Source organism: Pseudomonas sp. B14(2022) (assembly GCF_012030485.1).
In the GTDB taxonomy this organism is placed as follows: domain Bacteria; phylum Pseudomonadota; class Gammaproteobacteria; order Pseudomonadales; family Pseudomonadaceae; genus Aquipseudomonas.
The window spans coordinates 92,198-115,625 of record NZ_JAAUVM010000013.1 but is presented as its reverse complement, the minus strand read 5'-3'; the positions used below and the strand labels follow the sequence as shown (position 1 = coordinate 115,625).

At 60.7% G+C, this 23,428-nt stretch carries 24 protein-coding genes; 10 read left to right on the top strand and 14 right to left on the bottom strand.

Annotation, left to right across the window (positions count from 1 at the left end; genetic code table 11):
- Nucleotides 1-27: 27 nt before the first annotated feature.
- Nucleotides 28-513: a glutathione peroxidase gene (locus HCF10_RS19485; protein ID WP_027607003.1), complete on the top strand. Its 486-nt coding sequence runs from the start codon at nt 28-30 to the stop codon at nt 511-513.
- Nucleotides 510-1,001, top strand: a complete 492-nt coding sequence (locus tag HCF10_RS19480; protein ID WP_131699510.1) for a MarR family winged helix-turn-helix transcriptional regulator — start codon at nt 510-512, stop codon at nt 999-1,001. The genes HCF10_RS19485 and HCF10_RS19480 overlap by 4 nt, the downstream gene beginning before the upstream one ends.
- Here HCF10_RS19480 and HCF10_RS19475 read toward each other — a convergent pair.
- Entirely contained in the window at nt 955-3,264 is a 2,310-nt protein-coding gene (locus tag HCF10_RS19475; RefSeq protein ID WP_131699509.1) for a hybrid sensor histidine kinase/response regulator, read from the bottom strand. The genes HCF10_RS19480 and HCF10_RS19475 overlap by 47 nt on opposite strands.
- Nucleotides 3,265-3,427: 163 nt before the next feature.
- On the opposite strand from HCF10_RS19475, the gene HCF10_RS19470 reads away from it, so the two are divergent.
- Nucleotides 3,428-4,318 (top strand): DUF815 domain-containing protein, encoded by an 891-nt coding sequence (locus tag HCF10_RS19470; protein WP_167656199.1) that lies wholly within the window; start codon nt 3,428-3,430, stop codon nt 4,316-4,318.
- The gene (locus HCF10_RS19465) at nt 4,315-4,797 is read left to right on the top strand and encodes a GAF domain-containing protein (RefSeq protein WP_167656198.1); all 483 of its coding nucleotides are present in this window, start codon (nt 4,315-4,317) and stop codon (nt 4,795-4,797) included. Before HCF10_RS19470 ends, HCF10_RS19465 begins: the two co-directional genes overlap by 4 nt.
- A 24-nt stretch (nt 4,798-4,821) precedes the next feature.
- Here the strand turns inward: HCF10_RS19465 and HCF10_RS19460 are convergent, their stop codons facing one another.
- From HCF10_RS19460 to HCF10_RS19425, 8 genes are all read right to left on the bottom strand, one after another.
- On the bottom strand, nt 4,822-8,457 hold the full coding sequence (locus tag HCF10_RS19460) for a transporter substrate-binding domain-containing protein (RefSeq protein WP_131699506.1): 3,636 nt from the start codon (nt 8,455-8,457) through the stop codon (nt 4,822-4,824).
- 8 nt (nt 8,458-8,465) lie between these two features.
- On the bottom strand, nt 8,466-9,086 hold the full coding sequence (locus HCF10_RS19455; RefSeq protein WP_065939963.1) for a response regulator transcription factor: 621 nt from the start codon (nt 9,084-9,086) through the stop codon (nt 8,466-8,468).
- Between the two features lie 256 nt (nt 9,087-9,342).
- Complete coding sequence (locus tag HCF10_RS19450; RefSeq protein ID WP_131699505.1) at nt 9,343-9,738, bottom strand: response regulator; 396 nt, start codon at nt 9,736-9,738, stop codon at nt 9,343-9,345.
- A 171-nt stretch (nt 9,739-9,909) separates the two neighbouring features.
- On the bottom strand, nt 9,910-11,241 hold the full coding sequence (locus HCF10_RS19445) for a deoxyguanosinetriphosphate triphosphohydrolase (RefSeq protein WP_145338064.1): 1,332 nt from the start codon (nt 11,239-11,241) through the stop codon (nt 9,910-9,912).
- A gap of 71 nt (nt 11,242-11,312) precedes the next feature.
- On the bottom strand, nt 11,313-12,476 hold the full coding sequence (locus HCF10_RS19440) for an EAL domain-containing protein (protein WP_131699503.1): 1,164 nt from the start codon (nt 12,474-12,476) through the stop codon (nt 11,313-11,315).
- Nucleotides 12,477-12,567: 91 nt separating this feature from the next.
- Nucleotides 12,568-12,906, bottom strand: coding sequence for a hypothetical protein (locus HCF10_RS19435; protein ID WP_131699502.1), 339 nt, complete (start codon nt 12,904-12,906; stop codon nt 12,568-12,570).
- The gene (locus tag HCF10_RS19430) at nt 12,903-13,286 is read right to left on the bottom strand and encodes a phage holin family protein (protein WP_033901397.1); all 384 of its coding nucleotides are present in this window, start codon (nt 13,284-13,286) and stop codon (nt 12,903-12,905) included. Before HCF10_RS19430 ends, HCF10_RS19435 begins: the two co-directional genes overlap by 4 nt.
- A 2-nt stretch (nt 13,287-13,288) precedes the next feature.
- The gene (locus HCF10_RS19425; RefSeq protein WP_012723021.1) at nt 13,289-13,603 is read right to left on the bottom strand and encodes a DUF883 family protein; all 315 of its coding nucleotides are present in this window, start codon (nt 13,601-13,603) and stop codon (nt 13,289-13,291) included.
- Nucleotides 13,604-13,949: 346 nt separating this feature from the next.
- Between HCF10_RS19425 and HCF10_RS19420 the strand changes: the two genes are divergently transcribed.
- Nucleotides 13,950-15,158, top strand: a complete 1,209-nt coding sequence (locus tag HCF10_RS19420) for an ammonium transporter (protein WP_167656197.1) — start codon at nt 13,950-13,952, stop codon at nt 15,156-15,158.
- On the opposite strand, the gene HCF10_RS19415 is transcribed toward HCF10_RS19420, so the two are convergent.
- Nucleotides 15,145-16,881, bottom strand: a complete 1,737-nt coding sequence (locus HCF10_RS19415; RefSeq protein WP_205885751.1) for a cation:proton antiporter — start codon at nt 16,879-16,881, stop codon at nt 15,145-15,147. The genes HCF10_RS19420 and HCF10_RS19415 overlap by 14 nt on opposite strands.
- A 157-nt stretch (nt 16,882-17,038) precedes the next feature.
- On the opposite strand from HCF10_RS19415, the gene HCF10_RS19410 reads away from it, so the two are divergent.
- The 3 genes from HCF10_RS19410 (at nt 17,039) to HCF10_RS19400 (ending at nt 18,648) form a co-directional block, all read left to right on the top strand.
- Nucleotides 17,039-17,275, top strand: a complete 237-nt coding sequence (locus HCF10_RS19410) for a glutaredoxin family protein (protein WP_131699500.1) — start codon at nt 17,039-17,041, stop codon at nt 17,273-17,275.
- Nucleotides 17,276-17,349: 74 nt separating this feature from the next.
- Nucleotides 17,350-17,685 (top strand): hypothetical protein, encoded by a 336-nt coding sequence (locus HCF10_RS19405; RefSeq protein WP_010565034.1) that lies wholly within the window; start codon nt 17,350-17,352, stop codon nt 17,683-17,685.
- Between the two features lie 72 nt (nt 17,686-17,757).
- Entirely contained in the window at nt 17,758-18,648 is an 891-nt protein-coding gene (locus HCF10_RS19400; RefSeq protein ID WP_131699499.1) for a pseudouridine synthase, read from the top strand.
- 54 nt (nt 18,649-18,702) lie between these two features.
- Here HCF10_RS19400 and HCF10_RS19395 read toward each other — a convergent pair whose 3' ends face one another.
- Both HCF10_RS19395 and mobA read right to left on the bottom strand, forming a co-directional pair.
- Complete coding sequence (locus HCF10_RS19395) at nt 18,703-18,924, bottom strand: YgdI/YgdR family lipoprotein (RefSeq protein WP_010211805.1); 222 nt, start codon at nt 18,922-18,924, stop codon at nt 18,703-18,705.
- Nucleotides 18,925-19,006: 82 nt separating this feature from the next.
- Nucleotides 19,007-19,609: a molybdenum cofactor guanylyltransferase MobA gene (gene mobA / locus HCF10_RS19390; RefSeq protein WP_131699498.1), complete on the bottom strand. Its 603-nt coding sequence runs from the start codon at nt 19,607-19,609 to the stop codon at nt 19,007-19,009.
- A 76-nt stretch (nt 19,610-19,685) separates the two neighbouring features.
- Here mobA and moaB point away from each other — a divergent pair, with 76 nt between their 5' ends.
- Together moaB and HCF10_RS19380 are read left to right on the top strand one after the other, a co-directional pair.
- The gene (gene moaB / locus HCF10_RS19385) at nt 19,686-20,225 is read left to right on the top strand and encodes a molybdenum cofactor biosynthesis protein B (protein WP_115488086.1); all 540 of its coding nucleotides are present in this window, start codon (nt 19,686-19,688) and stop codon (nt 20,223-20,225) included.
- Entirely contained in the window at nt 20,209-21,435 is a 1,227-nt protein-coding gene (locus tag HCF10_RS19380; RefSeq protein WP_167656196.1) for a molybdopterin-binding protein, read from the top strand. Before moaB ends, HCF10_RS19380 begins: the two co-directional genes overlap by 17 nt.
- A gap of 68 nt (nt 21,436-21,503) precedes the next feature.
- On the opposite strand, the gene HCF10_RS19375 is transcribed toward HCF10_RS19380, so the two are convergent.
- Together HCF10_RS19375 and fliK are read right to left on the bottom strand one after the other, a co-directional pair.
- The gene (locus HCF10_RS19375) at nt 21,504-21,833 is read right to left on the bottom strand and encodes an EscU/YscU/HrcU family type III secretion system export apparatus switch protein (protein ID WP_167656195.1); all 330 of its coding nucleotides are present in this window, start codon (nt 21,831-21,833) and stop codon (nt 21,504-21,506) included.
- A complete protein-coding gene (fliK, locus tag HCF10_RS19370) occupies nt 21,830-23,407 on the bottom strand; it encodes a flagellar hook-length control protein FliK (RefSeq protein WP_145338054.1) in 1,578 nt (525 codons plus the stop codon). The genes HCF10_RS19375 and fliK overlap by 4 nt, the downstream gene beginning before the upstream one ends.
- Between the last annotated feature and the right edge of the window lie 21 nt (nt 23,408-23,428).

The window sequence follows — 23,428 nt, the reverse complement described above, 5'->3', positions numbered from 1 at the left end:
TTCTTCCCCCTTTATCGAGGCACTGCCATGAGCAACAACCTGCTGAGTATCCCTTGCACCACTATCAAGGGTGAGCAAAAGACCTTGGCGGATTTCGCCGGCAAGGCCGTCCTCGTGGTCAACACCGCCAGCAAATGCGGCTTCACCCCGCAGTACAAGGGCCTGGAGCAACTTTGGCAGCAGTACAAGGACCAGGGCCTGGTGGTGCTGGGCTTCCCTTGCAACCAGTTCGGCAAGCAGGAGCCCGGTGACGAAGGTGCGATTTCCGAATTCTGCGAGCTGAACTTCGGTGTCAGCTTCCCGTTGTTCAAGAAGATCGACGTCAATGGCAGTGATGCCCATCCACTGTTCGTGCAACTGAAAAAACAGGCGCCCGGACTGCTGGGCTCCAAAGGCATCAAGTGGAACTTCACCAAGTTCCTCATCGGCCGCGACGGCCAGGTGGTCAAGCGCTTCGGTCCTGCCACCAAGCCGCAGGACTTGACCCAAGAGATCGAAGCCTTGCTCAAATGACCGACCTGCCCAGCGTGTCCCTGGCCCTGAACAACCAGCTGTGTTTCAAGCTCTACGCAGCGTCACGCGCAGTCACCCGCGCCTACAAGCCGATGCTCGACCAGTTGGGCCTGACCTACCCGCAATATGTGGTGATGCTGGTGTTATGGGAGTGGCACGCCACGCCTGCGCTGCAGCCGACGGTCAAGGCCTTGGGTGAACGCCTGATGCTCGACTCGGGCACGCTGACGCCGCTGCTCAAGCGCCTTGAGCAGCTTGAGTTAGTGAAGCGCCGGCGCAGTGCCAGGGATGAGCGTGAAGTGCATTTGAGCCTGAGCGCGGCCGGTGTGCAGCTGCGGGACCAGGCCCATGGTTTGAAGACCCGCTTGTTGTGTGATCGCGGCATCGACCTGAATCAAGCCGATGCCTTGCGCGATGGCCTCGACCAGTTGCTTGCGCAGCTTAAAGACTTGTCGTCCCAGGCACCCACAAGTCCAGCAGCGCATTGAGTTCTTCGCGGCGGAACGGCTTGGCCAGGTAGTCATTCATCCCCGCCGCACGGCAGCGCTCGCGTTCTTCGGACAGGGCGTTGGCGGTCAATGCGACAATCGGCAGGTCCGGCCAGCGCCCGCTGCGACGAATCTGCCGGCTGGCCTCATAGCCATCCATCACCGGCATGTTGCAGTCCATCAGCACCATATCGAAGCGCTGTTCTTCAAGAAACTTGAGTGCTTCGCCACCATGGGCGGCGACAATCACTTCGCAGCCCAGCTTGCTGAGCATACCCTTGGCCACCAGTTGGTTGACCGGGTTGTCCTCCACCAGCAGGATGCGCGCCCGATGTGCGAGTGGCGCGGCATCCAGTTGGATTGGGTCAGGCATCAGATGTGCGTCGGTGCGTAAGTTGCGGTGCAGGATCTGGTACAGCGCGTTGCGGCTCAAGGGGCGCGCCTGTTGGTGCAGCGGCGCGAGTGCTGCCACTTCTTCGCTGGGCATGAAATTGCCATAGGCGGTCACCAGCAGGATGGGCGTGGTAATGCCCGGTCGTATGCGGAACAGGCATTCCGGGCAGTCGGTAATCAGCAGGTCAGGCGTTTGCCCGCTCAAGTCGTCTTCCATGGTGAAACAACGGGGGGCCAGTCCCCAGCTGGGCAGCAGGGTCGTGAGCAACTCTGTCAGGCCGCTGCCGGCGTTGGTGATGGCGATGACCTCACCTTTGAGCGGCGGTGGCTGCAAGGCGGGCAAGTGGGCAGGCAGTGGCAGGTCGGCGCAGAACTGGCTGCCAAAGCCCACTTCCGAGCTGATACTCAAACGCCCCTTCATCGCTTCGCACAGGTTGTGCGTCAGCGCCAGGCCCAGGCCCGTCCCACCAAACTGGCGAGTGATACCTGCGCCTGCCTGGGTGAACGGTTGGAAGATTTTCACCTGGGCCTCCTGCGCAATGCCGATGCCGGTATCGCAGACTTCAATGCGCACCCCGCCGTCGTGGGTACGCAGGCGCACATCAACCCGACCAAAGCGCGTGAACTTCAGGGCGTTGGAGAGTAGGTTGCTGACAATCTGCCGCACACGGGTCGGGTCACCCAGCACCTGGGCCGGGAACTGCGGGTCGATCAGGCAGCTCAGTTCCACGCTCGGTGCGGCGTTCTGCGATAACAGGTTGGCGGTGTCTTCCACCAGTGCGCCCAAGTCGAACGGGATGCGCTCCAGCTCCAACTGGCCGGCGTCGAACTTGGACAGGTCGAGAATATCGTTGAGTAACTCCACCAGCACTTTGCCGGAGTCATGGGCGATAGACAGTTGCTGGCGTTGCTCGGCGTTCAACGGACTGTCCAGCGACAGCGCGATCATGCCCAGCAGGCCGTTGAGCGGGGTGCGGATTTCGTGGCTCATATTCGCCAGGAAGGCCGCCCGGGCCTGGGCCATGCCCAATGCCTTCATCTTCGCCGCTTCCAGTTCATCGTTGGACTGGGTCAGTCGCTGGTTGCTGGCCTTGAGTTCAAGGGTGCGCGCGGAAACGATGTCTTCCAGTTGCCCCAAGTATTCAGTCAGCCGGTCTTCGGCGTGGCGGCGCTGCTGGATTTCGGTTTCCATGTTTTCGAATTGCTGGTTGGCGACGTTTACCAGCACGCCGATTTCATCGTGCTCATGCCCTGGCGGGCAGTCCAGGCGTGCCTGATTGCGTGTGCTCAGCTCACGAATAATGCGCACCAGTGGCTGGGTCAGCATCACGTAGAACAGGCCCAGCAAAATCCCGGTCAGCAGCAGGCTGCGCACGAACCCGTTGAGCAGGGTGATCTCAGCGCGGCGTAGGAACCGGCTACCAAAGGCGTAGGTGTCGACGTCCAGACGCAGTACACCAAGTGACTCATTGGGCATGTGGCCCAGGAACAGTTTGTCTTCGAACTGACGGTTGGCGCCAAACATAAAGTCACTGATAGGCCGGTAGGTACTTTCCTTGCGTGGTCGGTCGACATCGGCCAGTACCACGCCGTTGTTGTCGATCAACTGCGCGCGAATGATGGCGGGGGAGTGCAGCAGGCCCAGGGTCAGTTCCTGGGCCAGTTCGGCATCGATGTTGTAGGCGATACGTGACGCGGGGTTATGGCTGATTTCGATCAGCGAACGTATTTCGCGGTTGATGGATGCGTCTTCGCTGGCATAATCAATGCCGATTTGGATCAGGCTGAGTAAGGTTCCCAAGACGAAACCGACCAGCACAGTCAATCTGGCTTGTTTATAAGACAAGCGGTGGGCGAACTTGATATCCATTGAGTGTTGAACCACTTCACGTTTCCCTTCGCCCGGCAAGCATAGCTGAACATCCACAAGCTAACGCTTGCCCGGCATGAATCGTTTTTTACGCAGCCCCAAGCGGTCTGTCGCAGGGTTGCCAATACGCCATCTTTTGCAAGAACTTGCCAGAGGAATAATCGTGGATTCTCGATTGAGTGCCTTTCTAGAGCGAGCCGATGCAGTGCTCGCTCGCCTGGAACCCTTGTTGCCCGCGCCACGCCAAACCATCGACTGGAATCATTGCCTGGCTGCCCGTTGGCAGCGTGAGGGCCGCAGTGGTTTCCTGTTGCCGCTGGACGTGAGCCTAGACATGCGCCTGTCCGACCTGATCGGCGTAGACAAGCAACGTGAAACCCTTGCGCGTAACACCCAGCAGTTTCTGGATGGCCTGCCTGCCAACCATGCGTTGCTGTGGGGGTCGCGGGGCACCGGTAAATCGTCCATGGTCCGCGCTTTGCTCGCCCAGCACGCCAAGGCCGGTTTGCGCCTGATCGAAATCGAGCGTGACCATCTGGCCGATCTGCCGCGCGTGGTTGAGCAACTGCTCAAGTTGCCGCAACGTTTCATCCTGTTCTGCGACGACTTGTCGTTCGAGGCCGGCGAAGGTGACTATCGGGTACTCAAGAGCGTGCTGGACGGCTCCCTGGAGCAGGCGCCTGAAAACGTGCTGTTGTATGCCACGTCCAACCGCCGCCATCTGGTGCCGGAAAACCAGAGCGACAACGATAACTGGAAGCGCGTGGACGGTGAGTTGCACCCGAGCGAGGCGGTGGAAGACAAGATTGCCCTGTCCGACCGCTTTGGCTTGTGGCTATCGTTCTACCCGTTCACCCAGGAACATTTCCTGGACGTGGTCGAGCACTGGATCGGTGAGCTGGCGAACAAGGCGGGTTTGCAGTGGCAGCGCGATGAGGCCCTCGATATTCTCGCCGTGCGCTGGGCTACCGGGCGCGGCAACCGCAACGGTCGCTGCGCGTATCAATTCGCCCGTTACTGGGTGGGTCTCAAATTGCTGGAGCGTCAACCATGATCGATTTACAACAAGCCGGTACCGGCCTCGGTGGCTATGCCCTGCTGGGTGCCCAGCTGGAGTCGCTGCTGGCCGATGAGCGCGATTTCATCGCCAACAGCGCCCAGTTTTCCGCTTTCCTGTTCAGCCAGCTGGATGACCTGAACTGGGCGGGCTTTTACCTCAACCGCAATGAAGAGCTGGTGCTTGGCCCGTTCCAGGGGCAGATCGCCTGTGTGCGTATTCCGTTCGGCCGTGGGGTGTGCGGCGCGGCCGCGTCCTCGCGGCAAACCCAGCGAGTAGACGATGTTCACGCATTTCCCGGGCATATCGCCTGTGACAGCGCGTCCAATAGCGAACTGGTGGTGCCACTGTTCAAGGACGGCACATTGATTGGTGTCCTTGACCTCGATAGCCCGTCGTTGGCCCGCTTTACCCCTCAGGACCAGGCCGGTATCGAACAGCTGGCGGCGATTTTCCTGCGCTTGACCGACTGCTGATCAAATAGGGGGCGCGCCCGCCCCTTATTGGCCATCCAGCTCGTCAAGCCGCACTTGCAGCATCCTCTCCAGCTCCAGCATCAGCTTCTCCAGGGACTTCACACTCGCTTCGATCAGGGGCCGATCATCGCCCCGGGCACAGGCCTGTTCGAGGGCTTCGCACTGCGAGGCCAGCGCACTGGCCTGAACGATGCGAGCGGCTCCCTTGATCTTGTGAGCCTGTTCGATGATGTCCTCGACGCCGGTCTGCGCAGCCATCAACGCGACCAACTCCTGGCGATCCTGGCGACTGCTGCTCAGCAACTCCTTCAGCAGCAGGCGGCACATATGTGGATCGCCACCGGTAAGGGCCTCGAAATTGCCGATGTCCAGGATCAGGCCGGTGGGCTGGGGGCTGATCTTTGCCAGTTGCCGCTCCAGCGCCGTGAGGTTGATAGGCTTGAACAGGCAGTCATCCATGCCCGCCTGTGCACAGCGTTGCTTCTCTTCTGGCTGGGCATTGGCCGTAAAACCCAGTACTACGCAAGGCGTCAGCTGTTCGCGTTGCTCGTATTCGCGGATCGAACGGCTCAACTCGTAGCCATTCATGATCGGCATGTTGCAATCGGCGATTACCAGGTCGAAGTGCTCCTGGCGCCAGGCCTGGAAGCCGGCAGCGCCGTTCTGGGCGGCGGTGAACTGGTGGCCCAGGTAGCCGAGCTGCTGACACATCAACAGGCGATTCGCCGGATGGTCGTCCACTACCAGCACATTGAGCACAGGCACATCTGTGGTTGCGGCAGGCTTGAGTTCGTCGACTACCTGCGCTGCCTGCAGGCGATTCATCTTCAGGTTCACATGCACCTGGGTGCCCACCATGGGCACGCTGCTCAGGCTCAGTTGCCCGCCCATCATGGCGCACAGGCTGCGACAGATCACCAGCCCAAGGCCGGCACCGCTCCTGGCCAACTGTCCTGAGTTGTCCGCCTGGGCAAAGGGTTCGAACAGGCGCATCTGGTCGTCCCGGCTGATACCGATGCCGGTGTCCTCCACCACCAGTTTCATCTCGACCTGCTGCGGCAATTCGGTGGCTGATACTTCCACCTTGATCTTTACCTGGCCACGTTCGGTGAACTTGATGGCATTGCTGATCAGATTGGACAGCACCTGCTTGAAGCGCAGTGGGTCGATCAGGACTTCGGTGTGTTCAAGATCAGGCGTGAACTCCAGCAACAGGCTAAGGGTCTTCTGGCGTGCCAGGCCGTCGAAGACACGCACTACCGACTCGATCACCTCCCTCAGGTTCACGCGTTCCGGTGCCAGGCTGAGGCGACCGGATTCAATCCGTGCGATGTCCAGGATGTCGCCGATCAGCTCCAGCAGATCCTTGGCCGAGTTGTAGGCAACTTCGATGGCGGGGCGGTCGAGGTGGCCCTGGTCCGCCCGCTTGAGGGTCAGTTCGAGCATGCCGATCACCGCGTTCATCGGCGTGCGGATTTCGTGGCTCATGGTGGCGAGGAACGTGCTCTTGGCCCGATTGGCTTCGTCGGCTCGCTCCTTGGCGGTGCGAAGTTCGTCGAACAACTGGCGTCGTTCACTGATATCGATCCAGCCACCGATGATGCCCTGAACTTCACCGACGGAGTCGCGGTACGGCAGGATCCAGTGGTAGATCGTCAGTTTTTTTCCGCGAATATGCAGGGTGCGATCCAGGATCAGCGGGTTGCCTTCGGCCACCACGCGCTGATAGTCGGCATGGTATTGCGCCGCCTCGACTGCGAGGGCTGTGCTGATCTGGACCGCGCTTTTACCTATCACGTCTTCGCGCTTGACGTCGAACGCCTGCAAGTAACTGTCGTTGCAGGTCTGCAGCAACCCCTTGTTGTCACGTACGTAGATCGGGTGCGGGGTTTCATTGACCAGGGCGCGCATGAACTCAAACTGATCATTGAGGGCGCGCTCGGCCATTTTCCGGTGCTTGATCTGGCGGCGCATGTACGCGTTCCAGCTCAGGGAGATCAGCAGCAGCAGCCCGGTCCCGATGATGATGCGCGCAATCAGTTGGTGATAATCACGCCAGTAGCTGTCTGAGGCGGCGGTATAGCCGCGCCAACGACTGTTGATCACGCCCAGTTCATCCGGTGCGATGCTGAGCAAAGCCTTGTCGAGAATCGAGCTGAGTTCGGTGGCGCTGCGTGATGTCGCCAGCCCGAAGGTGGCCGGCATCGTGCCAATGCTGAAGCTGATTTGAATCTTGTCCTGAAGCATCTGCGAGGACAGGAAGTAATTGGCGACCACCAGCGTATTAACTGCGCCCTCTACATGGCCTTGTACCAGCAGTTCGGCTGACTTGAATGTGTCGCCGGTTTCTACCAACTGAATCTTTGGGAAGTGCTCACGCAGGAATTTTTTCAGTGGACTGCCTTGAGTGACCGCCAGGCGCTTGCCTTCCATTTCCTCCAGACCTGTAGGTGCCTGGCCGTCCTTGCGTGTCAACATCACGTAGGAGTTTTCCAGATAGGGACGACTGAAGTTCAGTTGGGCTTCTCGCTCGACGCTGGGGATGACTGCTCCGATGATGTCCGCTTTGCCGGTCTCTACGTGCTCGATCATCGTGTTCACATCACGCCCGCGCTGGACTTCGAAGCGCAGCCCTGTGCGCAGGCGAATCAACTCCAGCAGGTCGGCCGTAATGCCGCGAAAGTTACCATCGGCGTCGAAGAAGGTCAGCGGCGCAAAGGTGGGGTTCACGATCACTTTGACTACTGGGTTTTCTCTCAGCCAACGTTCTTCGCGAAGGGTCAGCTGCAGCTTTTGGTCGGTCAAGAGGATGTCGCTGCCGGCACTCCAGCGTTTGGCGATCGTTTCCCGTTCGGAGGTGGGCACGGCCCTCAGTACGGCGTCGACGATGCTCAACAGCATTCGCTGGTCCTGGGGCATTGCAAAGCTGAATCCATAGGCTTCATGTCTACCGAAGTTAGCCATGCGAATGTTTTTCAGATAACCCTTGTTGATCATGTAGTGGGTGGAAATGGTATCGCCGAGAAAAACGTCAGCCTGCTCGAAAGCCACTGCATTCAAGGCGTTTTGATAAGAGGGGTAGGCACGGATGATTGCCTTGGGGTACAGCTTTTCCACCTCGTGCAGTGGCAGATAGTGATAGACCAGTGCCAGCCGCATGCCTGCCAGCCCATCATTCAGGCTGCGAGTTTCGCCTTCGCGGGTCACCAGTACCGGCCGGTCCACGGCGTACGGCTCCGACAGGGTCAGGTTGGGGTTTGCCGCTTCAAAGCTGTTGGAAGAGCCCAGTAGGTCGATATCCCCCGCTTCGAGGGCACGAATGGCGGCCTCCCGAGAGGGGTAGCGCAACACTTTTACCGGCACGTCCAGCGCCATTGCCAGCAAGCCGGCGTAGTCGGCGGTGAGTCCCTCATAGTCACGCCCGCTGGAGGTGAGGTCAAAAGGCGGGTAGTCAGGAAACGCCGCGCCCAGTACCAGTTCGCGTTTGTTCTGGAGCCATTGGCGCTGGGCCTTGTTCAGGTGGGGCTCCAGCTGCACGGAGCTCGCGCGACTCAATAGGTTGAAATGCTCCGGGCTTGCTGGAAGGGTTGCAGGTACGGCGGTGCTGAAGCACAAACCGGCACTCAATATAATCAAATAGTCCTTTATACGCCTGGGCATCCGCTTTCTCACACTAGCGCGTTTCGTTTTGCCATCTCGATAAGTTCTACCAAGGACTTGGCTTGAAGTTTTTGCATCAGCCTCTTTTTATATGTGCTTACTGTTTTGTTGCTCAGGAACATACCTTTAGCGATTTCCTTGTTGGTACGGCCTTGTGCAAAAAGTTGCAATACCATCAACTCACGATCATTAACGGCCTTGAACAGTTCAAGTTCCTTGCCGCTTTCATCGCAGGGGGTCAAGGCTTGGCTGGGGAAGTAGTTGTAACCGGACAGTACGGCGCGGATGGCGCTCATCAGCTCGCTCAGGTCACCTTCCTTGCACACGTAGCCATCGGCGCCCGAACGCATGCATCGAGTGGCAAACAGGGTGGGGGATTGAGCCGTCAGAACGAGGGTTTTCATCGAGGCGTTCATGGCGTTGAAGCGGCAAAGCACTTCCAGGCCATCGAGTTTTGGAATGCTGATGTCCAGGATGATCAGGTCCGGCATGCATTCGCGGACCATTTGTATGGCGTCGCATCCGTTATCCGTTTCGCCGACTACTTTGAAATTTTCTTCGTGCTCCAACAACATTCGTATGGCCAGCCTTATAACGGGATGGTCATCAATAATAAAAACTGTGTTCATGATCATATTCCATGCAAGTACAAATAAAGCGGGCACATTAGCTCAGAAGCCGACGGGTAAGCATGAACTTGGGTGGCAACAGGTATAAAACAGGAAAGTTCCTACATTAAAAAAGGTAAAAGCCTACCTGTCTCTAAGGAGTTGTAACGCGACAGGTCAACGTTTCGCAGGGGCATGGGTTGAAGGGGCATGGCAAGAACTTTACGGTGGTTGTGCGAGAATTTTCCGACCGGACGATTTGTTTAAAGTCCTACATTTATAACGTCAGTAATGTATGGGTCAAATGTGCAAGCTCATCTTTATTCAACGGCTTTGGCAAGTAGCCGAGCAATGGCAGGCCACGTTTGAGGGCTTGGGTTTGCAACGCTGAAAGTTCTGTCTCGGGAAGTCCGCTGAGCAAGATGGCGGCCTTGATAAAGCATTGGCGACTGGCAATTTCAATCAGTTCAAGCCCAGGCAGGTCGGGCAGGCACTGGTCACACAGGATGATGTCGAAGGGCGCCTCGGCCTGGGTCATCAAACGGATTGCCTGCTCGGCGTTTTCGGCCGGGGCGAGGTGTTCGAAGCCGAAGCTTCTCAGCAGGCATTGGGTGGCGAGCAGTTGAAAGGGATGGTCCTCCACCAACAGGATACGAAGAGGGTAACTGGGCATAGAAGGCACACGGTGAGTCAAGCGTCGATAGGGGGCACGTAGGAACTGTTCACCAGACCTGCCCGGAGCGTGCGCGATTATTCTTCGGGTGCTTGTGCGAATTCGATCAGGCCGCTCTGTTCCCGTCGTAGGCAGATTCTGTTCAGTGAACAGGCGGCCTGATCAGTCAGGCTATTGAGGGCTGGAGCGCCCGGTCATCTCCCGTGCCATCTCGGTGGCATAGCTGTCGGTCATGCCGGCGATGAAGTCGATCATCCGCAGGAACGACCTGTGCAGCGGCCACGCAGGGTCCGGCGCGTTGTTGCCCAGCAGGTCGAGAATGCGCCGGTTCTTGAACGACGGCGTGCGTCCGCCGTGCTGCTCCAGGGCCGCGCCGCAGAAGGCGTTCAACAGGATTTCCAGGGTGGTGTAGGCGCCGATCTCGTGCAGAGTCTTGCGCTTGTCCTGGAAGATCTTTTTGCGCGCCATGTCCTTGGCATCCAGCACGCAGCGTTTGGCGGGGCCGTGCATATGCTCCACCAGGTCGCCGGGCAAGGTGCCAGCCAACAAGGCATCCTGTTGTTCGACGAAGGCGCGCGCCGCAGCGTTGGTCAAGTGCTCGATGGCCTTGCCGCGCAGGATCGCCAGCTTGCGTCGGCGCGAATCCTGGGAGCCCAGTTGGCGGTAAGTCTGCGGCAGGTCGTCGCCCACCAGGTCGAGCAGCAGCGACTCGACTTCGGCGTACTCCAGGAGGTCCATTTCCAGGCCGTCCTCCAGGTCGATCAAGGCGTAGCAGATGTCGTCTGCTGCCTCCATCAGATAGACCAGGGGATGGCGAGCCCAGCGTTGTTCCTCGAGTTGCGGCAGGCCGAGCTTGCTGGCGATCTGTTCGAGGATCGGCAATTCGCTCTGGTAGCAGCCGAACTTGTGTTTCTTGTAACCCAGGGAATCGGCGTGGCGGGCAGTCCAGGGGTACTTGAGATACGTGCCCAAGGTCGCGTAAGTCAGGCGCGTGCCGCCGTCGAACTGGTGGTATTCCAACTGGGTCAGTACCCGGAACCCTTGGGCATTGCCTTCGAAGTTGAGGAAATCATTGCGCTCGGCGGTGCTCATGTCGTCCAGCCAGCCGCGCCCCGCTGCCTGCTGGAACCAGTGGCGGATGGCGTCTTCGCCGGAATGCCCGAACGGCGGGTTGCCGATGTCATGGGCCAGGCAGGCCGATTGCACCACCATGCCCAGGTCGCTCGGGTCGCACCAGTCGGGCAGGGCGCTGCGAAGGGTTTCGCCCACGCGCATGCCGAGGGAGCGGCCTACGCAGCTGACTTCCAGGGAGTGGGTCAGGCGGGTATGGATATGGTCGTTGCTGGACACCGGGTGCACTTGGGTCTTGCGGCCCAGGCGGCGAAACGCGCCGGAGAAGATAATGCGGTCATGGTCTTTGTGAAACGGGCTGCGGCCGAGTTCTTCCGGGCTGTGCAGGGGTTTTCCAAGGCGTTCGCGGGTAAGCAGGGTGGGCCAATCCAAGGCGGGTACTCTCCGTACGGTGAATGACCCTCCCAGCTTCCCGGTTCCGCCCTGACGGGGCAAGCGAAAATCTACAGGCCGGCCGCGTCGATATCGATTAACAGCAAGCGCTGACCGTTATGGAAGAATTGTCCGGCGGTGAGGCAGTACTGGTTGGTGGTGGCGTCACGGTAGGTCGAGGACAACGTCAGGCGACGCTCCTCCCAACCTTCAGCCAGCAGGTGATAGAAGTACGGGCGCCACGACCAGTTGTGGCCCAGATAGCGGCTGTCGGCCTGCCAGGCGTCCTGGCGCCATTCGAAGTTGGGGGTCAACTGGGTGCCATGCCGGTCGCACTGGTAAAAGCGCAGCAGCCAGGGGAAGGCTGGCAGTTGGGGCAAGTGATCCAGCGGGGCTTGGGCTTGTGCCCAGGATTGCAGGATCTTCATCAGTTCGGTCAATTGCTGGCGCAGTTGCATGATGCGCCCGCGTTCGGCCAGTTTCTGCTGGACATACGCCGCGCGCAGTTGGTCAAAACGCGGCACGAAGGCGTCGGTGGCGAACCAGTCCAATTGCGCCTGGGCAAACAGATAGCCCTGCACATAGCGCGACCCGCATTCCAGGGCGAAGCTCAGCTGCGCCTCGGTTTCCACGCCTTCGGCAATGATCCAGCAGCCGGTCTTTTCCGCCATCTGCGCCAGCGCTCGCACTACGTCACTGCTCGGCCCGCCCCTGGCGGCTTGCTGGAACAGGCGCATGTCCAGCTTGAGAATGTCCGGCTGCAGCGCCAATACCCGGTCAAGCTGGGAATAGCCGGCGCCGAAGTCATCGATGGCGATGCGCGCACCGGCCTCGCGATAACGTGCCACCACCTCGGCCAGGCGCTGGATGTCGCCGCCCAGTTCGGTGATCTCGAACACAATGCGCTGCGGGTCGACGCCATGGCTGTGAATCTGTTTGAGACTCGGCAGCGCCTGGCCCGGGCGCAGTTGGTTAATCCAGCGCGGCGAGATATTCAGGCTCAGGAACCAGTCTTGCGGGGCTTCATGCAGGCGGCTTAACGCATTGTCGCGAATCTGCCGGTCGAGACGGCGCAAGGTCGCGCCTGGCGTGCGTGGGTCGGCGAACAACGGGCCAACGGAGTGCAAACTACCATCAGCCTGGCGTAGACGGCCCAAGGCTTCGACGCCAGCAATGCGACCGGTGGCGGTGTCGATAAACGGCTGGAAGCAGGCGAGCGGTTGCCCGTCGATCACGGGGCCTCCTTAAGAGAGGTGGCGAAAAAAGGCCCGGCCCTCGAAAACGGGGACCGGGCCGATTCTGTTAGCAAGAATGCAGCCAGCCGGCTCAACCTTTGCGTGAATTGCCTTGCATGGCCAGTTTGATCAGCGGGATTAATCCGGCACCGAGCCGAACCAGGCGCGTCACACTGCTGATCCCGCCGCCCTTGGCGCCCTTACCGGTGAAGAAACCGATCAGCGTCACAGCGGCCACGCCCCACAGCGGCGCGTGCTTGATGCCCAGGCCGCCCTGAAAGCTTTGGCCCATGTTGCGCACCTTGTTCAGCGGCACCATCAATTGCTGGGACTCGTGGCGAATCTCCTGGCGGTGCATCTCCATGCGCAGGCGGATCAAGGCCTTGCGCATTTCCCGGCGGGAGGTTTGCTGAGTTTCATTCGAGCTCATGGCAGCAGGCGCTCCCGATCATTGGCCAGTTCTTCGAGGGTGGCGTGGAACGGCGTGGACTCATCGAACACTGCCGCTTTCAAGCGCACCCCGCAGAAGGCGGCGGCCAGGGTATAGAACACACAGAGGCAAATGATCCCGGTCAGGCGGTAGCCGGTGTCCCATACCAGGATCATCACCAGCGTCGACAACCCCACCAGCAGCAACAGGGCAAACACCAGTGCCAGGCCGGCAAACAGCAGCAGGCTGACGGTGCGGGCCTTCTGTTCCTGCAATTCGATGCCAAACAGTTCGACGTGGCTGTGCAGCAAGCCTAGAACGGCCGCGCCCAGGCGTCGTGAGGTGGTACCCGTGGACGAGCCAGTTTCGCCGATAGACATGATTAGCGCCTTGTGGCCAGCAGGCCGATCAGAAAGCCCACGCCGGCGGCAATGCCTACCGACTGCCAAGGGTTGGCCTGCACGTAATCTTCCGTCGCGGTGACCGCCGCCTGGCCGCGCTCGCGCAGGGAGTCTTCGGTTTGCTTGAGGGTTTCGCGGGCCTGTAACAGCGTGTCATGAATCTTGGCGCGCAGTTCATCGGCCTGGTCTCCCGCAAGCACCTTGGTGTCGTCCAGCAACCTTTCGGTGTCAGTCACCAGGGTTTGAAAATCCGCCATCAGTATTTCTTGAGCAGTCTTTGCAGTTCTTCTGGCCATGGTTATCTCCGTGATTGGCTGATCGGTACGTGTGGTTTCGAGTCACCGGCTTCGGTGAAGGTTCAGTGCAATTGTGTGGTACAGCTTTTGCTTTGCCTTGGTGCGCAGGCTCCTGGGCCTGCGCTGAATCTGGGCGGCCTAAGGCCAGTGCCTTAAAAACCTTACCCTAAATAACTGAAACTCGCGGAAAAACCCTGTCGGCAATGGCCTGTTGTGTTTTTCGCTGCGCTAAAGCGGTTCATGCCCTCTGAAGAGGGGTGGGGCCGGTGGTGCCAATTTAGTGCGCGAAACCCTGGCTTGAACCGCTTTGGTGCTTTTTGCCCTTAATGCAGGCCTGCCACCCTCCATGGAAAATTTGCAAAGTGCAGTGGATACCCTCGTCCACAGTTCCAATACCCTGTTCATCCTGATTGGTGCGGTCATGGTCCTGGCCATGCACGCCGGCTTCGCGTTTCTGGAAGTCGGGACGGTGCGCCAGAAAAACCAGGTCAACGCCCTGTCGAAGATCCTCAGCGACTTCGCCATCTCCACCCTGGCCTATTTCTTTATAGGCTATTGGATCTCCTACGGTGTGAGCTTCATGCAACCGGCGGCCGTGATCAGTGCCGATCATGGTTATGGCCTGGTGAAGTTCTTCTTCCTGCTGACGTTTGCGGCAGCGATCCCGGCGATCATCTCCGGCGGTATTGCGGAGCGTGCAAAGTTCGCTCCGCAGTTGTGCGCCACTGCGTTGATCGTGGCATTTATCTATCCGTTTTTCGAAGGCATGGTGTGGAACGGCAATTTCGGTTTGCAGGCCTGGCTGCTCAAGACGTTTGGCGCCAGCTTCCATGACTTTGCCGGCTCCGTGGTGGTGCATGCCATGGGCGGCTGGCTGGCGCTGGCGGCGGTGTTGCTGCTGGGCCCACGCAACGGGCGCTACCGCGAAGGGCGCCTGGTGGCCTTCGCGCCGTCGAGCATTCCGTTCCTGGCGCTGGGGTCGTGGATCCTGATTGTCGGCTGGTTCGGTTTTAACGTGATGAGCGCGCAGACCCTGGACGGTTTCAGCGGTCTGGTGGCGGTCAACTCGCTGATGGCCATGGTCGGTGGCACCGTTGCCGCCCTGGTGATCGGCCGCAATGACCCCGGTTTCCTGCATAACGGTCCGTTGGCCGGGCTGGTGGCGATCTGCGCGGGTTCCGACCTGATGCATCCGGTGGGCGCGCTGGTCACCGGTGTGGTCGCGGGCGGGCTGTTTGTGTGGTGCTTTATCGCCGCCCAGGATCGCTGGAAGATCGACGACGTGCTGGGTGTATGGCCACTGCACGGCCTGTGCGGTGTATGGGGCGGGATTGCGTGCGGCATCTTTGGCCAGACGGCGCTGGGTGGATTGGGCGGCGTGAGCCTGATCAGCCAATTGATCGGCACGGGGCTCGGTGTGGCCGTCGCGTTCGGCGGCGGCCTGCTGGTGTACGGCGTGATCAAGCGCGTGCACGGGCTGCGCCTGAGCCAGGAAGAGGAGTATTACGGCGCAGACCTGTCGATCCACAAGATCGGTGCGGTCAGTCAGGATTGATCGGCGCCTCTTCGTCGGTGCTCGGATGCGTGTAAAAACCGTGCAGCAGGCGATAGCGGTTATGCCGTACTTCATCGACCCGCGCCTGCACCTGGTGGTCCGGCAGGCCCAGCAGGATCAAGGCGTGGGAGGCGAGCATCAGGCTCGACTCCAGCAACTCGGGCACCACTTCGTTGGCGCCCGCGGCTTTTAATTCAGCCAGTTGGCTGTCATCGCGGGTGCGCACCAGGATCGGCACGTCGGGGTTGATATGGCGTGCTTCCTTGAGCACCGCCAGGGCGACATCACTGTTGTCCACGGCAATCACCACCAGGCGCGCGCGTTCCAGGCCCACTGCACTGAGCAACGCGCCACGGCGACAATCGCCGTAATGCACGCTGCTGTCTTCGGTGGCGGCTTCCTGCACCCGTTCCGGGTCGTCATCCAGGGCGATAAACGCCTGTTGCTCATTGCGCAGAAAGCGCCCGATGGATTGCCCGACCCGGCCATAGCCGCAGATGACCGCATGCCCTTGTAATTGGGCGTTGAGGGCGGTGATCTGTTCCAATTGCACCTGTTGGTTGGGCTTGCGGTGCAGGCGTAGGGCAATCGCCGGTGCGGCGCGCAACAGCAGTGGGGTCAGCAGCATCGAACAGAACGTAGCGGCGAGCAGCAAGCCGTTGAATTCATCGGGTATCAACCGGCTCTGCTGCATCTGCGCCATCAGCGCAAAACAGAACTCACCGCCCTGGGCCAGGGCCAGGCCGCTGCGCCAGGCAGTCTCACTGTCGCTGCCGCGCAGCTTGACCAACGCAGCCACCACACACCCTTTGATCAGCATCAGCGCGAGGGTCATGCCGAGGATCAACAGGCTGTGGCTGACGAACAACTGCAGGTCGATGAGCATGCCGATGCTGACGAAAAACAGCCCCAGCAGGATGTCGCGAAAGGGGCGGATATCCGCTTCGATCTGATGGCGGTAATGGCTTTCGCCCAGCAGCATGCCGGCCAGGAAGGCGCCGAGGGCAGGGGAGAGGCCCAGCAAGTGGGTGAGCCAAGCGGTCAGCAAGACGATCACCAGCGCCAGCAGCACAAACAGCTCCGCCGAATGGGACGCGGCGACCTCATGAAACAAGCGCGGCAATAACCAGCGGCTGGCGAGCAACAGGCCCACGAACAACACCACGGTTTTGCCCAGCGTCAGCGGCAATGCCCAGTACCAGGCCTGCTCGCTGCTGCCGGCGAACACCGGTACCAACGTCAGCAGCAACACCGCCACCACATCCTGGAACAGCAACACACCGATCGCGTTCTGGCCATGGCTGCTGAAGATTTCGCCGAGGCTGGTCAGTTCCTTGCTGACGATTGCTGTGGACGACAGCGCCAGCCCTGCACCCAGCAACAAGGCGATGCCCGGCGTCACACCAAAGGCTATCAACAAGCCCCCCAGCAGCACGCTGCAACCCAGCACCTGCAAGCTGCCCAGGCCAAACACTACGCGGCGCAGGGCGAGCATCTTGGTCAGGGAAAACTCCAGGCCCAGGGAAAACAGCAGGAACACCACGCCCAGTTCGGCGAGGTCGGGCAGATCCTCGCTGTCATTCACCCAGTCCAGGGCAGTGGGCCCCACGGCCAGGCCCACGCACAGGTAGCCCAGCACGGGTGGCAGTTGCAGACGGCGAAACAGCGCAATCACCACCAGGGATGAGGCCAGAATGATCAGCAGGTTGGCGAACACAAGCATCTCCATTGCAGGGTGAGCGGGCAAAAAGCCGCGAGAATCGCTGAATCAGTTATAGGCCATGGTGATCTGGGTCAGGGTTTATTGTGGCGTGCCCGCTCGCCACAGGTTTTTGTCAGGCTTAGAATATTTGTCTACTTACTGATCAGGGCCATTCGTCATGCTTCCTGAATGCCAGTTGTTCGGCACCCTGGGTTGCCATCTTTGTGAAATTGCCGAAGCCGAAATCATGCCGCTCGTCGAGCGCGGGTTGCTGGTTGAGTTGGTTGATATCACCGACCCCGAAGACCTGACCGACGCCTACGGCCTAAGGATTCCGGTGCTTCGGCGGGTGGACACGGGGGCTGAACTGGATTGGCCCTTCGATGCGGATCAGGTTGTCGCCTTCCTGCGCTGACGTTTATGCGATGGCGGGTTTCCGAATATTACGTTACTGTATGTTTGTACAGCGATTGAATAGAGGGAACGCCCGTGGTGAATGTTGAACAACTGAAAAGCAGCGTCAATCGCATGTCTGCCGATGTCGTGCGCGACGCGGTGAACGAGCTGCGCCTCGACGGCCTGGTCACGGAAGGCAAGACGCCGTTTAACAAAGTGCATTTCAATACCTGCTTTGCCGAGATCGAAGCGTTGTTCCAGCGCGCCGGTTATCACAAGCAGCTCGATGTGGTGGGCTACCAGGGCCTGTTGTACGCGCTTTACGATCCCGGCCGCTGGGAGGCGGTGGACGTGCTGCGCTGGCTCAAGGAGTTCACCGAGGCGGCGAGTGCTTCGCCGATCCTGCGGGCGGAATTGGCCAAGGCCTGAGATCCGCCCTAGGCCGAGTCCCGCTTCATGCGGGATAATGCCTGCCTGTTTTTCCCAGGCTTCGAGCACTTCATGTCCACATCCGCTTTTTCCGCGTCCCAGCACCAAGCCAGCACCCTGTACCTGCCACCTGGCCCATGGGCGACGGTGCTGGAGTGTCTGTGCGAGCACTTTGCTGCGATCAGCCGCGAACACTGGCTGGACCGCATCGCCCGGGGGCGGGTGCTGGATGTCAATGGCAACCCCATCCCCCTGGACCTGGCCTACAAGGAAGGTCTGTGCATCTATTACTTCCGTGAAGTACCCAACGAAAAAGTCATCCCGGTGCAGGAAACCATCCTCTACGCCGACGAGCACCTGGTGGTGGCGGACAAACCTCACTTCCTACCCGTGACCCCGGCCGGCGAGTACGTCGAGCAAACCCTGCTGCGCCGCCTGATTCGCCGCCTGGACAACCCGGCGCTGGTGCCGCTGCACCGTATCGACCGGCACACCGCCGGACTGGTGTTGTTCTCGGCCAACCCGTCCAGCCGCTCGGCCTATCAGCAGCTGTTTCCCACGCGCCAGATCGATAAATTCTACGAAGCCATTGCCCCGGCTTTGCCTGGGCTGACGTTCCCGTTGGTACACAAAAGCCGCCTGGTGGATGGCGAACCGTTCTTCCGCATGCAGGAGGGCCCGGGCGCCAGCAATACCGAAACAGCGGTGGAGGTGCGGGAAAAGAATGGCGACTTATGGCGCTACGGCCTGTTTCCCGTGACCGGCAAGAAGCACCAGTTGCGCGTGCACATGACCGCGCTGGGGGCGAGCATCTGCAACGATCCGTTCTACCCGGAGGTGATCAAGGATGCCGTCGACGATTACGCCAACCCTCTCAAGCTGCTGGCCCAGGGCGTGCGGTTTGTCGACCCGGTCACCGCTGAAGAACGCCTTTTTCGCAGCCGGATCACCCTCGACTGGTGACCCCGGAAACGACAAGGCCCGCGCGAGGCGGGCCTTATGTGCAAGCGCTGAGACTTACAGGTCTTTAACGGTGCGAACCTGATCTTTGTTGATGCGGGTACGCTTGCCGTCAAGTTGTTCGAATTCGTAGAAACCCGAATCTTCGTTGTATTTCGGGGTGTCGACGGCCTGGATTTCGCGACCGTCATTCAGGGTGATCACTGTCGGCGAGGCGCAACCGGCGAGGGTAGCCAGGCCCAGTGCAAGCATGAGAGCGGCGATGGTCCGTTGAGTCATGGGTGTTGTCTCCGAGAGAATACTTTTTTGATTACTGACCTTGTGACGTGTGAGACGTCGCCAAAGTTCCTTGTGCGAAGGTTCATTCTGACACGTCAGACCTTTGGCGCAACAGCTCTGGTGTATTCAGGTTGGCCAGGCGTGGGTCATCGGTTGGGCATTCGAGGCCCACACCGCCCAATTGCAGGAGGATCTTTCGTGGGCTGCGTTCACCGGCATGCCAGGCCTGTTCTACCTCGGTTCGCAGACCGATGGGGATGATGCAGATCAAGGGTTCCCAGAATTCACCGTGGCGCACCATCACCGGCAACGATGGATTGCGTTGTGCGGTTTCACGCAGGTCGGCGAGCAGTCGGGCATCGATGTGTGGCACATCGCACGGCAGGATCAGCAGGTGCTCATGGCGCGCGGCGGCCAGTCCTGCGCGGATACCGGCCAACGGCCCGGGGAAGTCCGGGCTGTCGTCGCTCACCAACTGGTCGGCATAGGGGGCGTACTGCGCCTGGTTGCGGTTGCACGAGATGATCAGGTCATCGGTGAGTGGTCGCACCAAGCGCTGCAAATGTGCGATCAAGGGCAGGCCGTGCCAGTCCAGCAGGCCTTTATCCTGGCCGCCCATGCGCTGGCCGCGGCCACCGGCCAACAGCAGGATCGAACAGGGCAGGGGCATTGAATCGAGTGGCATGTGGGTTCCGCGCAGGCAGCTGAACAGGGGCCTGTGATATAACATCGGGCTGTTCCTTCGACAACCGGACCGTGCCATGAAAGCCAAGGCCGATGCACCCTTCGTACCCCTGAATATCGCGGTATTGACCGTCAGCGACACCCGCACCCTGGACACCGACACCTCGGGCCAGGTCTTCGTCGACCGCCTCACCGCCGCCGGGCACAACCTGGCCGAGCGCGTGCTGCTCAAGGACGACCTCTACAAGATCCGCGCCCAGGTCGCCCACTGGATAGCCGAAGACGTGGTGCAAGTGGTGTTGATCACCGGCGGCACCGGCTTCACCGGCCGCGACAGCACCCCCGAAGCGGTCGGCTGCCTGCTCGACAAACAGGTTGACGGCTTTGGCGAACTGTTCCGCCAGATCTCCGTGGCTGACATCGGTACCTCCACCGTGCAATCCCGCGCCCTGGCCGGGCTGGCCAACGGCACCCTGGTGTGTTGCCTGCCGGGCTCCACCAATGCAGTGCGCACCGGTTGGGATGGCATCCTCGCCGAACAACTGGATAACCGTCACCGGCCGTGCAACTTCGTGCCGCACCTGAAGCTGGCCGAACCTTGTGAATCCCGTGGGTAAGCCCGGCAAGACCGGCGCCCTGATGCTGGTAGAACACGCCCTGCAACAGCTGCTGGCGATGGCCGAAGCCGCGCCGATCCGCGAGCAGCACGTGCTGCCCCTGGCCGAGTGCGACGGCCGCGTATTGGCCCAGGACCTGGTCTCCACCCTCGACCTGCCGCCCTGGCCCAACAGCGCCATGGACGGTTACGCCGTGCGCCTGGCGGATTGGACCGGTGAACCGTTGCCTGTCAGCCAACGTATTTTCGCTGGCCAGGCGCCACAGCCGCTGGCGGCTGGAACCTGTGCGCGCATCTTCACCGGGGCGCCGGTACCGGAAGGCGCGGACTGCGTGGAAATGCAGGAAAACGCCGTGGTCCACGCCGACGAACGCGTGAGCTTTAGCGAGCCGTTGCAGCTCAACCAGAACATTCGCCCCCAAGGCCAGGAAACCACCGTCGGCGACTTGGTGCTCGCGGCGGGTACGCGCCTGGGCCCGATCGAACTGGGCCTCGCGGCTTCCCTTGGCCGTGATCGGCTGGACGTGATCCGCCGCCCGCGTGTCGCGGTGTTGTCCACCGGTGATGAACTGATCGAACCCGGTTTGCCACTCGGTCCGGGCCAGATCTACAACAGCAACCGCCGCGTGTTGTGTTCCTGGCTTGAGCGCATGGGTTGCGAAGTCATCGACGCGGGCATCCTGCCGGATGATCTGGAGCAGACCCGTTCCCGTCTGGCAGGCTTGAGCGCGGTTGATCTGATTTTGTCCACGGGCGGTGTGTCGGTGGGCGAGGCGGACTTCCTCGGTATCGCCCTGCGCGAAGACGGTGAGCTGGCGTTATGGAAGCTGGCGATCAAGCCGGGCAAACCCCTGACCTTTGGCCATTTCCGTGGCGTGCCGGTGATCGGCCTGCCGGGCAACCCGGCCTCGACCCTGGTGACCTTCGCGCTGTTGGCGCGTCCGTATTTGCTGCGCCGCCAGGGAGTGGCCGACGTCGAGCCGCTGCGTTTCGCAGTGCCGGTGGGGTTCACCTGGCCCAAGCCGGGCAACCGCCGCGAGTATCTGCGCGGGCGCATCGAGCAGGGCAAGGCGATCATCTACCGCAACCAGAGCTCCGGCGTGCTGCGCAGCGCGGCGTGGGCGGAGGGGTTGGTGGAGGTGTTGGAAGGCACGACTCTGGAGGTGGGTGATCGAGTCAATTTCATCCCGCTAAGCGAAGTCCTCAACTGACCGCAGATCCAAATGTGGGAGGGAGCAAGCCCCCTCCCACATTTGGATCTGTGTGTGCCTGTGGCTATTCAGTAGTCGTCGCCACGCTCGGTCACATCCCGCTCCACCGGCCCCGCATCCGGGTCATAGCCCGCCGGGAACTTGCCTTTCAAGGTCCAGGCAAACGCGATGATTTCGGCGATGGTGCGGTACAACTCTTCCGGAATACTGTCGCCCAACTCCATGCGTGCCAGCAGTTTCACCAGCTCGGCGTTCTCATAGATAGGCACTTCATTTTCCCGCGCCAACTTGAGGATGGCTTCTGCCAGGGCATCGTCGCCTTTGGCGGTCAGGGTCGGGGCTTGTTGGCCGTCGTACTTGAGGGCAATCGCCTGGCGTGGCGGGTTGGGGTTATTCATGCGGTTTCATCCACCCAGCGTTGTTCCAGTCCGGTTTTTGGCCCGCGGGGTGGCGTGCCGAGGTGGCAATCCAGGTCGCCGACGTTGATGCCCGAAGTCACCAGCCGTTCGCGCAGATTGCCCAGATGACTTTCGATCAGGCTGGCGGTGAAAGGTCGCGTTGCCCACAGCTGGCTGGACAGTTTGCCCTGGGTCAGTTGCGCCTGGACCTGCAACGGCCCCAGGGGCTCCATATCGAAGGCCAGTTCGACGCGCCAGAGCATCTGCTTCGGATCTTTTTTGTCCTTGCGTTCGGGTTGGTCCTTGTCCGGCGCCGGCTCTTCGCGCTGGAACTTGACCTGCAACGGCACGATGTCCTGCAGGGTGCGCATGGGGATTTCCAACTGCCAAGTGGTTTGCAGGCGGCCGTCGGCGGTGGTGCCGGTTTGCTCCAGGCTCGACAGCTGGTGACTCTGCAACCTGGAAATGGCCCCGGCGGCCAGACGCAGCAGGTTTTCCAGGTCGCCTTCGCCTTCAAGCTTCGCCATCAGCCGCTCGGGCAGTGGAAAGCTGACCGGTGCCTGCCGCGCGCTGACTTGGCCCAGCGTGTTCAGTGGGCTGCGCACAAAATTGGGCAATACCTGGGCCAGCGTGTTGGCCGCAAGAATGGCGTTCAGGTTTGTACTGGCGGGCAGGGCGGGCAATAAGTCCGCGACAAGGCGCAGCAGTGCGCCCTTCATGTCCAGGGGTGGTATCTGAGGATTCTGCCCTGCGAGTAATTTGGCTTCCAGAAAGGCGCCGCTGTTCTGGATCACTTGAGCCAGGACTTTGGGGTTACTGACCTGTGCCAGGTCGGGCAACGCGGCGAGCAAACGGTCGGCGGCGGCGCGCAGGTCGGCGGAAGTACTGTCGCCACGGGGCAGGTTTTGCAGTGCGGTGAAGACCGCATCCAGGGAGCCCTGGCGACTTTGCTGGGTCGACAGTTGCTGGGTGACCGCCAATTGATCCTTGAGCCCGCTCAGCGGCACAAAATTCAGGGTCTGCGCGTTCTGCACCACAGCGCTCAGCAAACTGCCTACGCGCAACGGCTGTGGGCTTTCCACCGTCAGTGTCGCGCCGGCCAAGGCGTTATTCAGCACCGTCACCAACGAACGATAGATCGCCGGTTGCGCCGTGCCCTGGGGCAGCACCTGAGTGGTCAATACCTTGGCTTGCAACAGCGTACCTTCCGGGACCTTGGCGGTATCGATGCGGGTGAGGGCGGCGACGTTGGCACTCAAGGCCTGTTGCAGGCTGAGGGTCAGGTTGCCCGCTGGCGTCTGACTCACCGCCACATTGCTGCCTAAGGGCAAGGGCTGGGCGCTGCTGGCCTGCACCAGCGTCTGACGACCGCCGTCCAAGGTCAGCTTGAGCAGCAACTGAAAGGCCTCACCGCCTTGTTTAAGGGCGATGACTTCGGCATTCGCGGTTTTCCCTGGGTCGATCAGCCCGGTCTGCGGCTCCAGCAGTTTCAGCAGTGCCCCAGGCACAGGCGCAGGGCTTTGCCCGGCTGCCGGGGTGGGAGGAAGCGTAGGAAGGTTGATCTCGCCGGTCATCGTGCGCATCGTCTCTGGGGA

Excerpts from the sequence above, each read along its gene's own strand:
- HCF10_RS19485 (WP_027607003.1), top strand. The coding sequence starts at position 28 with ATGAGCAACAACCTGCTGAGTATCCCTTGCACCACTATCAAGGGTGAG.
- moaB (WP_115488086.1), top strand. The coding sequence starts at position 19,686 with ATGAAAGCCAAGGCCGATGCACCCTTCGTACCCCTGAATATCGCGGTA.
- HCF10_RS19460 (WP_131699506.1), bottom strand. The coding sequence starts at position 8,457 with ATGCCCAGGCGTATAAAGGACTATTTGATTATATTGAGTGCCGGTTTG.
- HCF10_RS19455 (WP_065939963.1), bottom strand. The coding sequence starts at position 9,086 with ATGAACACAGTTTTTATTATTGATGACCATCCCGTTATAAGGCTGGCC.
- HCF10_RS19450 (WP_131699505.1), bottom strand. The coding sequence starts at position 9,738 with ATGCCCAGTTACCCTCTTCGTATCCTGTTGGTGGAGGACCATCCCTTT.
- HCF10_RS19425 (WP_012723021.1), bottom strand. The coding sequence starts at position 13,603 with ATGGCCAGAAGAACTGCAAAGACTGCTCAAGAAATACTGATGGCGGAT.
- HCF10_RS19395 (WP_010211805.1), bottom strand. The coding sequence starts at position 18,924 with ATGACTCAACGGACCATCGCCGCTCTCATGCTTGCACTGGGCCTGGCT.
- HCF10_RS19435 (WP_131699502.1), bottom strand. The coding sequence starts at position 12,906 with ATGAGCTCGAATGAAACTCAGCAAACCTCCCGCCGGGAAATGCGCAAG.
- mobA (WP_131699498.1), bottom strand. The coding sequence starts at position 19,609 with ATGCCACTCGATTCAATGCCCCTGCCCTGTTCGATCCTGCTGTTGGCC.
- HCF10_RS19415 (WP_205885751.1), bottom strand. The coding sequence starts at position 16,881 with ATGCTTGTGTTCGCCAACCTGCTGATCATTCTGGCCTCATCCCTGGTG.
- HCF10_RS19410 (WP_131699500.1), top strand. The coding sequence starts at position 17,039 with ATGCTTCCTGAATGCCAGTTGTTCGGCACCCTGGGTTGCCATCTTTGT.
- HCF10_RS19465 (WP_167656198.1), top strand. The coding sequence starts at position 4,315 with ATGATCGATTTACAACAAGCCGGTACCGGCCTCGGTGGCTATGCCCTG.
- HCF10_RS19420 (WP_167656197.1), top strand. The coding sequence starts at position 13,950 with ATGGAAAATTTGCAAAGTGCAGTGGATACCCTCGTCCACAGTTCCAAT.
- HCF10_RS19480 (WP_131699510.1), top strand. The coding sequence starts at position 510 with ATGACCGACCTGCCCAGCGTGTCCCTGGCCCTGAACAACCAGCTGTGT.
- HCF10_RS19475 (WP_131699509.1), bottom strand. The coding sequence starts at position 3,264 with ATGGATATCAAGTTCGCCCACCGCTTGTCTTATAAACAAGCCAGATTG.
- HCF10_RS19430 (WP_033901397.1), bottom strand. The coding sequence starts at position 13,286 with ATGTCTATCGGCGAAACTGGCTCGTCCACGGGTACCACCTCACGACGC.
- fliK (WP_145338054.1), bottom strand. The coding sequence starts at position 23,407 with ATGACCGGCGAGATCAACCTTCCTACGCTTCCTCCCACCCCGGCAGCC.
- HCF10_RS19375 (WP_167656195.1), bottom strand. The coding sequence starts at position 21,833 with ATGAATAACCCCAACCCGCCACGCCAGGCGATTGCCCTCAAGTACGAC.
- HCF10_RS19400 (WP_131699499.1), top strand. The coding sequence starts at position 17,758 with ATGTCCACATCCGCTTTTTCCGCGTCCCAGCACCAAGCCAGCACCCTG.